A 13,103-nucleotide genomic window follows, 5' to 3' on the forward strand; every position below is an offset into this window, starting at 1 on the left:
TCGTGACGGATAATCCGAACAAAAAAACATTCTGGGACAAAATCCACATCGATCCCACGATGTTGCTTATTTTGCTGGCGCTGCTGGTTTACAGCTCGCTGGTCATCTGGAGCGCCAGCGGCCAGGATATTGGCATGATGGAGCGCAAGGTCGGTCAGATCGCAATGGGCCTGGTCATCATGGTGGTGATGGCGCAAATCCCGCCCCGAGTTTATGAAGGCTGGGCTCCCTATCTCTACATCTTTTGCATCATTTTGTTGGTGGCAGTAGATGCCTTCGGCGCTATCTCCAAAGGTGCGCAGCGCTGGCTGGATTTGGGGATTGTGCGTTTTCAGCCATCCGAAATCGCCAAGATTGCCGTGCCGCTGATGGTCGCGCGCTTCATCAACCGTGATGTTTGCCCGCCATCGCTAAAAAATACCGCCATTGCGTTGGTGCTGATATTTATGCCCACCCTGCTGGTGGCCGCCCAGCCAGACCTCGGAACTTCAATACTGGTCGCTCTTTCCGGTCTGTTTGTTCTGTTCCTTTCTGGTTTGAGCTGGCGTTTAATCGGTGTTGCGGTAGTCCTGGTTGCGGCGTTTATCCCGATACTGTGGTTCTTCCTGATGCATGATTATCAACGTCAGCGCGTCATGATGTTACTCGATCCGGAAACCGATCCGCTGGGTGCGGGTTATCACATCATTCAGTCTAAAATTGCTATTGGCTCCGGCGGTCTACGTGGTAAGGGCTGGCTACACGGTACGCAGTCACAGCTTGAGTTTTTACCCGAACGTCATACAGATTTTATCTTCGCGGTATTAGCGGAAGAACTGGGTCTGGTAGGGATCTTAATTCTGCTGGCGCTGTACATTTTGCTGATTATGCGCGGGTTATGGATCGCTGCCCACGCGCAAACCACCTTTGGTCGCGTCATGGCGGGTGGTTTAATGTTGATATTATTCGTTTATGTCTTCGTAAATATTGGTATGGTGAGCGGTATTCTGCCCGTGGTTGGCGTTCCTCTCCCACTGGTTAGTTACGGAGGCTCGGCACTTATCGTGCTGATGGCTGGGTTCGGGATTGTTATGTCGATCCATACCCATAGAAAAATGTTGTCGAAAAGCGTGTAAGGGGTACGCAATGCGTAAGCAGTGGCTTGGTATCTGCATCGCAGCAGGAATGCTCGCGGCGTGTTCGAGTGATGATGGTCAGCAACAGGGTGCTGTCGCGCCGCAGCCTGCGGTGTGTAATGGTCCGATTGTTGAAATCAGCGGGGCCGATCCGCGCTTTGAACCCCTGAACCCAACGGCGAATCAGGACTATCAGCGTGATGGTAAGAGCTACAAAATCGTCCAGGACCCTTCCCGCTTTAGCCAGGCAGGGCTTGCCGCTATTTATGATGCGGAACCCGGAAGCAACTTAACCGCGTCTGGTGAAGCGTTCGACCCGATGCAGTTAACCGCAGCGCATCCGACGCTGCCAGTCCCAAGCTATGCCAGAATAACTAACCTGGCAAACGGCAGGATGATTGTCGTGCGCATTAACGATCGCGGCCCTTATGGCAACGATCGCGTGATTTCACTTTCACGTGCAGCAGCCGACCGTCTGAATACCTCCAACAATACCAAAGTACGTATCGACCCGATCATCGTCGCCCAGGATGGTTCCTTGTCCGGGCCGGGAATGGCTTGTACCACGGTAGCGAAACAAACCTATGCCCTGCCCGCGCGTCCTGATTTAAGCGGCGGTGGCAGTATGGGCAGCATGCCTGCGCCATCGGATGCAGGTCAGCCGCAAGGCGATATTCGTCCGATCAGCAATTCCACGTTGAAAAGCGATGATACAACCGGTGCGCCAGTGAACAGCAGTGGATTCCTCGGTGCGCCGACCACGCTCGCAGCAGGCGTGCTGGAAGGTAGCGAGCCGACTCCGGCTCCGCAACCGACCACCACCGCACCGGTAACGCCAACCGCACCAGCAGCAACACCAGCCGCCGTCGCTGCACCTGCGCCAGCGGCAGTAGCCAACGGACGCTACGTGGTTCAGGTTGGCGCAGTCAGCGAGCAGTCGCGTGCGCAGCAGTATCAAAAACGTTTAAGCCAGCAATTTGGCGTCCCAGGTCGGGTGGTACAAAACGGCGCAGTCTGGCGTATCCAGATGGGGCCGTTCGCCAGCAAAGCTGAAGCCTCCACATTGCAGCAGCGTCTTCAAGCCGAGGCGCAATTACAGTCCTTCATCACCGGCGTGTAATAACGTAAATCAGGTATCTGAACTGTCAGTTTCTGTAAATGACATTAACAAAGTCACGCGGAAAGTCAGATGCCTGCCCGTTTTGCATTTGCTATAGTAGGGCACTTTTTTTAATTTCATCACGGACGTCGTAGTTCAGACCATGAAGACCACTTTTTCCGCTCGTTTCGTGCAGCGTATGGCGCTCACCGCGGCTCTCTGCGCAGCTTCTCTCTCTGCTGCCCATGCCGATGACCTGAATATTAAAACCATGATCCCGGGTGTTCCGCAGATCGATGCGGAGTCATATATCCTGATTGATTACAATTCAGGCAAAGTTCTGGCAGAACAGAACGCTGACACTCGCCGCGACCCCGCCAGTCTGACCAAAATGATGACCAGCTACGTCATCGGCCAGGCGATGAAAGCCGGGAAATTCAAAGAAACCGATCTGGTCACCGTCGGCAATGACGCCTGGGCTACAGGTAACCCGGTCTTTAAAGGTTCATCGTTGATGTTCCTGAAGCCAGGAATGCAGGTTCCTGTTTCTCAGCTTATCCGTGGTATCAACCTGCAATCCGGGAATGACGCGTGCGTGGCAATGGCGGACTTCGCCGCCGGTAGCCAGGATGCTTTCGTCGGTCTGATGAACAGCTATGTGAACGCGCTGGGCCTGAAAAACACCCACTTCCAGACCGTTCATGGTCTCGATGCTGACGGTCAATACAGCTCGGCTCGCGACATGGCGATGATTGGTCAGGCGCTGATTCGCGACGTGCCTAACGAATACTCTATCTATAAAGAAAAAGAGTTCACCTTTAACGGCATCCGTCAGTTAAACCGTAACGGCCTGCTGTGGGATAACAGCCTGAATGTCGACGGTATCAAAACCGGTCATACCGACAAGGCTGGCTATAACCTCGTTGCATCCGCAACCGAAGGTCAGATGCGTCTGATCTCCGCCGTCATGGGTGGCCGCACCTATAAAGGTCGTGAAACCGAAAGTAAAAAATTGCTGACCTGGGGCTTCCGTTTCTTTGAAACCGTGAACCCACTGAAAGTCGGTAAAGAGTTTGCTTCAGAGCCCGCCTGGTTTGGTAATACCGATCGTGCATCGTTAGGCGTAGATAAAGATGTCTACCTGACTATTCCGCGCGGCCGCATGAAAGATCTGAAAGCAAGCTATGTGCTGAACACCACAGAACTGCACGCACCGCTGCAGAAAAACCAGGTTGTCGGCACCATCAACTTCCAGTTGGATGGCAAAACCATTGAGCAGCGCCCGCTGGTAGTCCTGCAGGAAATCCCTGAAGGCAACTTCTTTGGGAAAATCATTGATTACATTAAATTAATGTTCCATCACTGGTTTGGCTAAAAATTGAACACTTGAAAGTGTGATTTACGTCCCCATATACTAGGTATCCAGATAACTCCCACGCGCTGTGGGAGTTATTATTTATTGATGTAACGCCGGAGCTGACATGAAAACCAAACTTAACGAACTGCTTGAATTCCCTACTCCATTTACTTACAAAGTAATGGGGCAGGCGTTGCCTGAGCTGGTTGATCAGGTGGTTGAAGTGGTACAGCGCCATGCGCCAGGTGATTACTCTCCGACGGTAAAACCGAGCAGCAAAGGCAACTACCACTCGGTCTCAATCACTATTACTGCTACACACATTGAGCAGGTTGAAACGCTGTACGAAGAATTAGGCAATATCGATATCGTACGCATGGTACTGTAAAAACCTGTTGGTTACCCGCTGCATCCCCGCTCGGGTAACCCCTCCCTCCTGTGATATACTTTTCCCCCTCTTTTATATTCTCTACTCTATGTGAGTATCTACGGAGATGCCGTTTTGTATCAGGATAAAATTCTTGTCCGCCAGCTCGGTCTTCAACCTTACGAGCCAGTTTCTCTGGCCATGCACGAATTCACCGATACCCGCGATGAAAACAGTTATGACGAAATCTGGCTGGTAGAGCATTATCCTGTTTTTACCCAGGGTCAGGCAGGTAAAGCAGAGCACGTACTGATGCCAGGAGATATTCCGGTGATCCAGAGCGATCGTGGCGGTCAGGTGACTTATCACGGGACGGGCCAGCAGGTCATGTATGTGCTGTTGAACCTGAAGCGTCGTAAACTTGGCGTTCGCGAACTGGTTACGCTGCTGGAGCAAACCGTTGTGAATACCCTTGCGGAAATCGGTATTGACGCCCACCCGCGAGCCGATGCGCCTGGCGTATACGTTGGAGAGAAGAAAATCTGCTCTTTGGGGTTACGTATTCGTAAAGGTTGTTCATTTCACGGCTTAGCGCTCAATGTGGATATGGACTTGTCGCCTTTCCTGCGTATCAATCCTTGTGGTTATGCCGGAATGGAAATGGCGAAGGTATCGCAGTGGGATAGCACCGCCACGACCGAGAGCGTTCGCCCCCGGCTGCTGGCCAACATTCTGGCGCTGTTGGGTAACCCACCGCACGAGTACATTGCGGACTGAAAATACGCGCATACTTTGCCACGGCATATGTTGTGGCAAATGGCACAAAACAACAACTATTTTACATTTTGCCAGCCTGTCAGGCTGCTTTCTGGCCCGTTTCAATGATATACTGCGTATCACTAATTCAAAAATAGTTGATAAATGCAACATTCCCTTGAATTGAAACGCTTTCCTTCGTAATTCGCAACTGGAACACGCAAGCTATGAGTAAACCCATTGTGATGGAACGCGGTGTTAAATACCGCGATGCCGATAAGATGGCTCTTATCCCGGTAAAAAATGTGGCAACAGAGCGTGAAGCCCTGCTGCGTAAACCGGAATGGATGAAAATAAAACTGCCAGCGGACTCCACTCGCATCCAGGGCATCAAAGCGGCAATGCGCAAAAATGGCCTGCACTCTGTCTGCGAAGAAGCTTCCTGCCCTAACCTGGCTGAATGTTTCAATCACGGAACTGCAACCTTTATGATCCTCGGCGCAATCTGTACCCGCCGTTGCCCATTCTGTGACGTTGCCCATGGCCGTCCGGTTGCTCCTGATGCTAACGAGCCGTTAAAACTTGCTCAGACGATTGCTGACATGGCGCTGCGCTATGTCGTCATTACCTCCGTTGACCGCGACGATCTGCGTGACGGCGGCGCTCAGCACTTTGCTGACTGCATCACCGCTATTCGTGAGAAAAGCCCGTCGATTAAAATCGAAACGCTGGTGCCTGACTTCCGTGGTCGTATGGATCGTGCGCTGGATATCCTCACGGCCACCCCGCCGAATGTGTTTAACCACAACCTCGAAAACGTACCACGTATTTATCGCAATGTTCGTCCAGGTGCTGACTACAACTGGTCACTGAAGCTTCTGGAACGTTTCAAGGAAGCGCACCCGGAGATTCCGACTAAATCAGGTCTGATGGTCGGTCTGGGCGAAACCAATGCGGAAATCATTGAGGTCATGCGTGACCTGCGCAGTCATGGTGTAACCATGTTGACGCTGGGGCAGTATTTACAGCCAAGCCGCCATCACCTGCCGGTTCAACGCTATGTGAGCCCGGATGAGTTCGATGAGATGAAAGCCGAAGCTATGGCAATGGGCTTTACCCATGCAGCCTGCGGTCCATTCGTTCGCTCTTCTTACCATGCTGACATGCAGGCCAAAGGGCTGGAAGTGAAGTAATCGTGTAATACTCACTTACATATCAGCAATAAAAAAACCGGCAAATTGCCGGTTTTTTTTCATGCAGAGTATGCAGTATGAGCATCATGCTCCTGACATTACTCTTTATGAGAAAGCTTCTCAGCCTGAACGCTACCATCAGCATCTTTCTTAGCATCGGCATTATCGTCGTTCATTGCTTTCTTGAAGCCCTTGATTGCCGTTCCCAGGTCTCCACCCAGTGTACGTAACTTCTTGGTACCAAACAGCAGAACAACCAGTGCGGCAACCACCAGCAGTTTGGTAATACTAATCTCACCCATAGATACCTTCTTGACTTAAACCAGGCTGCATAAAGCGCCATATTAACCTGAGAATATTAACGGCCTTTCGACGCGCGCACACAATAGCAATCTGTAACAAGGTGAATCAAGCCTTGTTTAAAAAAACGTCATAATAATTGCGGTGGCGCAAAGCGTCGGTTACTTAACACCGGGAGTTGTGCCCTAACCTGCCTCACCCGCTCGGCGGAAACCTCGGCCATAATTAGCGCGGGCGTTTCTGCCGCAGCAGCAATGGTCACACCAAAGGGGTCGATGACCCTGCTTTGGCCGATATTCTTGTTACCGCACTCTCCCGCCGCAATCAAGTAACACGTCGCATCTAACGCTCTTGCCGCCAAAAGCGTAGCCCAGTGATGCTCTTTAAGCGATCCCCGAACCCAGGCTGCGGGTAAGACAAGAATTTCCGCTCCCTGCAATGCGTGCACCAGCGCCAGCTCAGGAAAGCGCAGATCATAACAGGTCATTAACCCTACTTTTAACCCGTCTACGTCCAGCAGCGGCGCTATGGCGTCCCCTGCATCCACATTTCGTGACTCCTGAATCGAAAAGGCATCATAGAGATGTAATTTAGCGTAATGGGCCACGACCTGACCTGCCCGTAGCGCCACCAGCATGTTAAACGCCCGGCCTGGCACAGAAGGAACATGAATCGTCAGGATTGTCGTCATCTCGTTTTGCGCGCTTTCTCGCAGCAAGCGCGTCAAAAATCCGCCCTCCAGCAGTTGAGCTGATTTCACTGACAGGTCTGGGTCCAGATCGTCACGGGCCAGAAGCGCCTCCGGTAATACCAGCAGCGACGCCCCCTCTCCTGCAGCCTGAGACATCAAAAAGACGCAGGTTTCTGCATTTTTTTCCCATGAAGGTCCCACGGCAAATTGCCCTGCTGCAACAAACATATTCCCTCCAGAAAACGTTGTTAGGCTCGCCAACCACGATTATTCAGCGTTACACTCATCCTATATACAATCAAATAGCAGGATTATGCAGTGTTACAACTCCTTTTAGCGGTTTTTATCGGTGGTGGTACAGGTAGTGTAGCAAGATGGATGTTGAGCATGAGGTTTAACCCGCTACATCAGGCCATCCCATTCGGTACGCTGGCTGCAAACTTACTTGGCGCATTTATCATTGGTATGGGTCTGGCGTGGTTTAATCGCATGACTAACATTGATCCAATGTGGAAGGTACTGATTACCACTGGCTTTTGCGGGGGACTAACAACGTTTTCCACTTTCTCAGCTGAGGTGGTGTTTTTGCTACAGGAAGGACGCTTTGGTTGGGCTATGGTGAATGTACTGGTTAATCTGTTGGGATCATTTGCGATGACCGCCCTGGCATTCTGGCTGGTTTCGGCCTCTCCCGCGCACTGAAGCGAAAAAAAACCCGCAATTAAGCGGGTTTTGAATGCTTGCTGTCGTATGCTTACAGAGCGATTACGTTTGCAGCAGAAGGGCCTTTGGCACCGTTAGTGATTTCGAACTCTACACGCTGACCTTCAGCCAGAGTTTTAAAACCATTGGTCTGGATTGCAGAGAAGTGTACGAACACGTCTTTGCTGCCATCTTCCGGAGTAATGAAACCGAATCCTTTGGACTCATTAAACCACTTAACGTTACCTTTAATCTTAGACATCAAAATTACCTTTACATGAAAAATAGACACAAATGCTGTGTCGGGTATCAGTACAACAATTGTGGTGGACTTTGTCCAGTCGAATTTTATCAAAAAGTGATAAATGTCGCGTTATTTTTCAGTTAAAGTTAATATGGCACTGTTTTTAAAAGACTTTTTAATAATCCACCTGACAATACAGGTAGTCCATCAAAACTGGAAACGCATCCATGCAAAGTAGACGTTACCGTTGTTGTACGTTCCCGGAATGTAGGTCATCTGGAACGTTGCCGGACCATACCCTATTGATGCCAGCGGTAACAGCACGGGAACCGGAATGTAGTTCCAGTTATCGCGCGCGGTAAAACCAGCGGTAAAACCGAGACCTGTATGAAAATTTTCATCTGCCAGCGGTCGCCAGGTTTTTTCCCAGCCATAACCACCAATGGGTTCCCATTTATTGTAGGAATCCTTAAAGGCCATTATATAAAGCCCGTGCCAGTTACCTTTATCATCCCAACGGGATTGACCAAAGCCCGCCCCCCATGGACGTTCATTGTAGCGATCCGTTTTTTCTTTATCGTAGGCAAAGCGTGCATGCCAGGTAATAGCCGGCACGTACAGATCATAATGTTCTGGCTGCTGCCAGGTTTCACTGACGTTGTCTTTAAAAGTAGCGAACCAGCCTTTATCTTCAGCAGCGCCCTGGGGAATGAAAGCTAACTGAATAAAAAGAAATGAAAAAATGAGAAAATATCGTTTAGCGACAATCACAACTTAATTACCATCCTGGGATTTATTATTAATTGTAGCAAACCCAACCTTAATGTTAGCTTAACAAAAATGCGCAGCTAAAAAATCAGAATAATCCTCAGCCTATAATTTTTAAGATAATTATCCATGAGTTTATTGAGCCATCTAATAGGAACTATTTTCTCTTTATTGCCAATAAATTGTTCTTTCCTGCGAAAAAAGTTAAATATCATCACAATAAATTAACAATCAATATTCATCATCGCCACAAAACACACACATCAGCGCTGCGCTTCACAGTTTCTTATTGTGAGATTCTTTTTTAAACCGCGATGCTGAAAAAACGGCTTAACCATCGCTTGAATCCGTATTTTTATTGATTTTAATCAGCAAGAGTTATCGGTTTATTAGGCACATTCTGTCACCACTTTTTACTTTTTTTAGTTTTTTTACTTTCTGGGCAGCAATGCGACAGGGGAAACGATGTTGACATTTATTGAACTCCTTATTGGGGTTGTGGTTATTGTGGGTGTAGCGCGCTACATCATTAAAGGTTATTCCGCGACAGGCGTACTGTTTGTTGGTGGTCTGGTTTTGCTGATTATCAGTGCGCTGATGGGGCATAAAGTTTTGCCGTCCAGCGCGGCATCAACGGGCTATACGGCAACAGACATTGTTGAATATATTAAAATTTTGCTGATGAGCCGTGGTGGCGATCTCGGCATGATGATCATGATGCTGTGTGGTTTTGCCGCTTATATGACCCACATTGGCGCGAACGATATGGTCGTTAAGCTGGCCTCCAAGCCTCTGCAATACATCAACTCTCCTTACCTGCTAATGATTGCCGCCTATTTTGTCGCCTGCCTGATGTCACTGGCGGTTTCTTCAGCAACCGGTCTGGGTGTATTGCTGATGGCAACACTATTCCCGGTCATGGTTAACGTTGGGATCAGCCGTGGCGCCGCAGCGGCCATTTGTGCCTCCCCTGCTGCAATTATTCTTTCACCAACATCCGGTGATGTGGTGCTGGCGGCAAAAGCTGCGGAAATGCCGCTGATCGATTTCGCCTTTAAAACCACGCTGCCAATTTCCATTGCCGCCATCATTGCTATGGCGATTGCCCACTTTTTCTGGCAGCGTTTTCTGGATAAAAAAGAGAACATTTCTCATGAAATGTTAGATGTGGCTGAAATCACCACGACTGCCCCGTCATTTTACGCCATTCTGCCGTTTACCCCGATTGTTGGCGTCCTGATTTTTGATGGTAAATGGGGTCCACAGCTGCATATCATTACGATTCTGGTACTGTGCATGCTCATCGCGGCTATTCTGGAGTTCGTACGTGGGTTCAATACCCAAAAGGTTTTCTCTGGTCTGGAAGTCGCTTACCGTGGCATGGCGGATGCCTTTGCTAACGTGGTGATGTTGTTAGTCGCTGCGGGTGTTTTTGCCCAGGGCCTGAGCACAATCGGCTTTATTCAGAGTCTGATTTCTATCGCTACCTCGTTTGGTTCGGCGAGCATTATTCTGATGATGGTGCTGGTGATCCTGACTATGCTGGCGGCAATGACTACGGGTTCCGGTAACGCCCCGTTCTATGCCTTCGTTGAGATGATCCCTAAGCTGGCGCATTCCTCCGGCATTAACCCAGCTTACCTTGTTATCCCGATGCTGCAGGCGTCAAACCTTGGACGCACAATCTCCCCGGTCTCCGGCGTGGTGGTTGCTGTTGCTGGTATGGCGAAGATTTCTCCGTTCGAAGTGGTGAAACGTACCTCGGTTCCGGTTCTGGTTGGGTTGTTGGTTGTGATTATCGCAACTGAAGTGATGGTACCAGGTTCTTCTTCAGCCGTCGTTGGCGGCTGATACTCAGAGAAATGTAGGCCGGATAAGGCATTCACGCCGCATCCGGCATTTCGATTGCAACGTTGCCGGATGTCGATGCTAAAGCATCTTATCCGGCCTACGTCAGATATCAGCATTTAGCCGCCGTGATAGATACGCTGCGGCCTACCCACCTTACCGTGAATAATCTCCGCAATAATCAAATGACGGCTGGCACAGTACTCCAGGTAGCGTCTGGAAGTCGTTCGGCTGATGGTGAGCGCCTGGGCGATCGTTTCTGCTGTATGGTGTACCGTCGGATCGGCAAATAATTTCAACACTGCATTCAGTGTTAACGCATCAATCCCGGTCGGTAAATCCCCTTTCGGCTCGCCCCGCGCGTAGGCATTAAACATCTCATCAATCTGCTTTTGACTGGCGCTATCATTACCGGCCAACATGCGTCGCCGCTGTTGATAACGCGTCAGGGTCTGCCCCAGCCGCTCGTAGGCAATGGGTTTGACCAGGTAATCAAACGCGCCGCTGCGCACAGCTTCGGAGACTGTTTCCATGTCGCTGGCCGCCGTGGTAAACACCACACCGCCCGGATAACGCGCCTGGGTTAGCTCATGCAATAAGGTAATTCCCTTGCCGTCCGGCAAGTAGTTATCGAGCAGAATCAAACCGGGCTTAAAACGCTCAATCATCATCCTCGCCTGCGCAAGATTACCCGCCAGCCAAATCTGGCTGAAGCCGGGTATATGGCGGATATATTCAGCATGCATTTCCGCCAGTAGCGTTTCATCCTCAACGATCAATAGCGTTAATGGTTCCGTCATTGTTTTTTTTCACTTTCGGAAGAAATAAAGAAAATAAGGTGCCGCAGGGGGAGTTATCTTCGAGCGTAATCACCCCGTCACAGCGCCTCACATAACTAGCAATAAGATACAAACCGATGCCATGTTCACCTGGTTCATCGGTACGGGTGCTCACACCCTGTTCAAATATTTTTTCACGCAATGCTTCCGGCACACCGCATCCCTGATCGGCAACTTCGATGATCACGTCATCCCCTTCATCGCTCAAATAGAGTTCGACGACCTTGTTGCCTTGCTGGGTGCGCAAGCTCGCTTCAAATGCATTATCAAGCAGATTGCCAACAATTGCTGCAAACTCTGTGCTATCCAGCCCCTCGGGGAGTTGATGCAGTTGGCTGCCCGGAACAATAGTCATGGTGAGACCCAGTTCCCGCGCGCGCTGCACCTTGCCAAACAACAGACCGGCTACCTGACGATCGGCAAACGCGCCGCGCAGGCTGTCAATCAGTTGCTGTTGCGCCTGGGATTCTCCCTGCACCATGGCCAGAACCTTGTCATACTCTTTCATTTGCAGCAGACCATTGATGGTCGACATCCAGTTCAGGTGCTCATGACGCAGCGTCCTCAGGCTCTCTACATACTGTTTGATTTGCGTTAACTGCGCATTAAGAGTAGCAATTTCATCTTTACTACGAAAACTGATGATTGCCCCAAGCAGTTCGTCACCGGAGCGAATCGCCTCACGGTTGGCGATAACGCTCAGTCCATTAAAGTTGACCATCGCGTCCTGTCGTTTTTCCGCAATCTGTTGGGTGAAAAAGTCCGCTGGCTGAACCACCTCACTCACCGGTTTTCCAAGCCACTTTCTCCCAGGTGAAGACAGCCCCAGCATTTTCCTCGCACTGCGGTTTATTGCGGTGATATATCCATCAGGATCCACGGCAATCAATCCTTCATATACCGAGCTGAACAACGCTTCCTGCTGACGTACCACACGCGCAATTTGTTTCGGTTCCATACCCAACATCTGCCGACGAATATGGGCAGCGAAAAACCAGGAGAGCAGCATAAGTACCAGCAACAGGAGGATAAACACGCCGGCCATCGGAAGTATGAAGTCCGATCGCCAGCTATCGATTTTGCTGATCAGATAACCAATTGAGACTACGCCAATGATTTTGCCATCGTCATCAAAGATGGGCGTTTTAGCGCGCATTGCCATCCCGATGGACCCTTTACCGGTAATAAAGTAGCTCTCGCCTTTTTCCAGCGCACCGGGTTTGGTGAACTGCATCGGATAGCCAATCTTTTCCGGGTTCGGATGATATAGACGAATGGAGTTGGTATCCCCGATAACCACGTAGTCGAAGTCAGTTCCGCTCTGCAGTTTGTCGGCAATCGTCGCCAATCGCTTGTAATCACGATGCTTAACCGCCGTGATGATACTGTCGTTAGAGGCGATGATTTTGGCCTGATTCATTGCCATATCGCGGACATGCGTTGCCAGATAATCTTCAAAGCTGGCGGTGAAGTATTGTGCCAGGGCGGCAATGATAAAAACAGAAACGACCAGAATGAGCAGAAAGATACGTAAAGGAAACGCCAGACTGCGGAAAAAAGGAAACCGTGTTTTATTTTTCTGTTCTGCCATCACATTTTTCCTCACCGACGTTAACTAAAACTAATTTCTCATTGTAGTTGTAATTAAAATGTTCTATTTACACGTTATGGTATAAAACAAGATCGTTGCAGATTCCCCACCTTAAATCAATTAAACAAATTAAAACCACACCTTATTTTAGGGTTAAATTAATTAAAAAACTTAAAACCATAAAACACATTAAAACCTTCTAACTTATTGTGAAATAAATCAAAAATTACCTC

At 49.7% G+C, this 13,103-nt stretch carries 14 protein-coding genes; 8 read left to right on the plus strand and 6 right to left on the minus strand.

Going from position 1 to position 13,103, the window contains the following annotated elements:
• Positions 1-2: 2 nt before the first annotated feature.
• From mrdB to lipA, 6 genes are all read left to right on the plus strand, one after another.
• A complete protein-coding gene (gene mrdB, locus GHC22_RS16620; RefSeq protein WP_003022718.1) occupies positions 3-1,115 on the plus strand; it encodes a peptidoglycan glycosyltransferase MrdB in 1,113 nt (370 codons plus the stop codon).
• A gap of 10 nt (positions 1,116-1,125) precedes the next feature.
• Positions 1,126-2,235, plus strand: a complete 1,110-nt coding sequence (rlpA, locus tag GHC22_RS16625) for an endolytic peptidoglycan transglycosylase RlpA (protein WP_153753551.1) — start codon at positions 1,126-1,128, stop codon at positions 2,233-2,235.
• 142 nt (positions 2,236-2,377) lie between these two features.
• Positions 2,378-3,589 carry a D-alanyl-D-alanine carboxypeptidase DacA gene (dacA, locus tag GHC22_RS16630; protein WP_003022711.1) on the plus strand — a complete coding sequence of 404 codons (1,212 nt, stop codon included), beginning with the start codon at positions 2,378-2,380 and terminating at the stop codon, positions 3,587-3,589.
• Positions 3,590-3,695: 106 nt separating this feature from the next.
• Positions 3,696-3,959, plus strand: coding sequence for a DUF493 family protein YbeD (ybeD, locus tag GHC22_RS16635; protein ID WP_003022706.1), 264 nt, complete (start codon positions 3,696-3,698; stop codon positions 3,957-3,959).
• Positions 3,960-4,073: 114 nt separating this feature from the next.
• Positions 4,074-4,715 carry a lipoyl(octanoyl) transferase LipB gene (lipB, locus tag GHC22_RS16640; protein WP_153753552.1) on the plus strand — a complete coding sequence of 214 codons (642 nt, stop codon included), beginning with the start codon at positions 4,074-4,076 and terminating at the stop codon, positions 4,713-4,715.
• Positions 4,716-4,921: 206 nt separating this feature from the next.
• A complete protein-coding gene (gene lipA / locus GHC22_RS16645; RefSeq protein ID WP_153753554.1) occupies positions 4,922-5,887 on the plus strand; it encodes a lipoyl synthase in 966 nt (321 codons plus the stop codon).
• Positions 5,888-5,985: 98 nt separating this feature from the next.
• On the opposite strand, the gene tatE is transcribed toward lipA, so the two are convergent.
• Complete coding sequence (gene tatE, locus GHC22_RS16650; protein WP_003022699.1) at positions 5,986-6,189, minus strand: twin-arginine translocase subunit TatE; 204 nt, start codon at positions 6,187-6,189, stop codon at positions 5,986-5,988.
• Between the two features lie 128 nt (positions 6,190-6,317).
• A complete protein-coding gene (locus tag GHC22_RS16655; protein ID WP_153753556.1) occupies positions 6,318-7,106 on the minus strand; it encodes a deaminated glutathione amidase in 789 nt (262 codons plus the stop codon).
• Between the two features lie 90 nt (positions 7,107-7,196).
• On the opposite strand from GHC22_RS16655, the gene crcB reads away from it, so the two are divergent.
• Positions 7,197-7,580, plus strand: coding sequence for a fluoride efflux transporter CrcB (gene crcB, locus GHC22_RS16660; RefSeq protein WP_003831281.1), 384 nt, complete (start codon positions 7,197-7,199; stop codon positions 7,578-7,580).
• A 52-nt stretch (positions 7,581-7,632) separates the two neighbouring features.
• Here the strand turns inward: crcB and cspE are convergent, their stop codons facing one another.
• Entirely contained in the window at positions 7,633-7,842 is a 210-nt protein-coding gene (cspE, locus tag GHC22_RS16665) for a transcription antiterminator/RNA stability regulator CspE (RefSeq protein ID WP_000034825.1), read from the minus strand.
• 189 nt (positions 7,843-8,031) lie between these two features.
• Complete coding sequence (pagP, locus tag GHC22_RS16670; protein ID WP_003831280.1) at positions 8,032-8,595, minus strand: lipid IV(A) palmitoyltransferase PagP; 564 nt, start codon at positions 8,593-8,595, stop codon at positions 8,032-8,034.
• 462 nt (positions 8,596-9,057) lie between these two features.
• On the opposite strand from pagP, the gene dcuC reads away from it, so the two are divergent.
• The gene (dcuC, locus tag GHC22_RS16675) at positions 9,058-10,443 is read left to right on the plus strand and encodes an anaerobic C4-dicarboxylate transporter DcuC (RefSeq protein WP_003022136.1); all 1,386 of its coding nucleotides are present in this window, start codon (positions 9,058-9,060) and stop codon (positions 10,441-10,443) included.
• 116 nt (positions 10,444-10,559) lie between these two features.
• Here the strand turns inward: dcuC and dpiA are convergent, their stop codons facing one another.
• Entirely contained in the window at positions 10,560-11,240 is a 681-nt protein-coding gene (gene dpiA / locus GHC22_RS16680; protein WP_003831279.1) for a two-component response regulator DpiA, read from the minus strand.
• Positions 11,209-12,870, minus strand: a complete 1,662-nt coding sequence (gene dpiB, locus GHC22_RS16685) for a sensor histidine kinase DpiB (protein WP_153753558.1) — start codon at positions 12,868-12,870, stop codon at positions 11,209-11,211. The genes dpiA and dpiB overlap by 32 nt, the downstream gene beginning before the upstream one ends.
• Between the last annotated feature and the right edge of the window lie 233 nt (positions 12,871-13,103).

The organism is Citrobacter sp. H12-3-2 (genome assembly GCF_009649895.1).
Lineage (GTDB): Bacteria > Pseudomonadota > Gammaproteobacteria > Enterobacterales > Enterobacteriaceae > Citrobacter > Citrobacter portucalensis.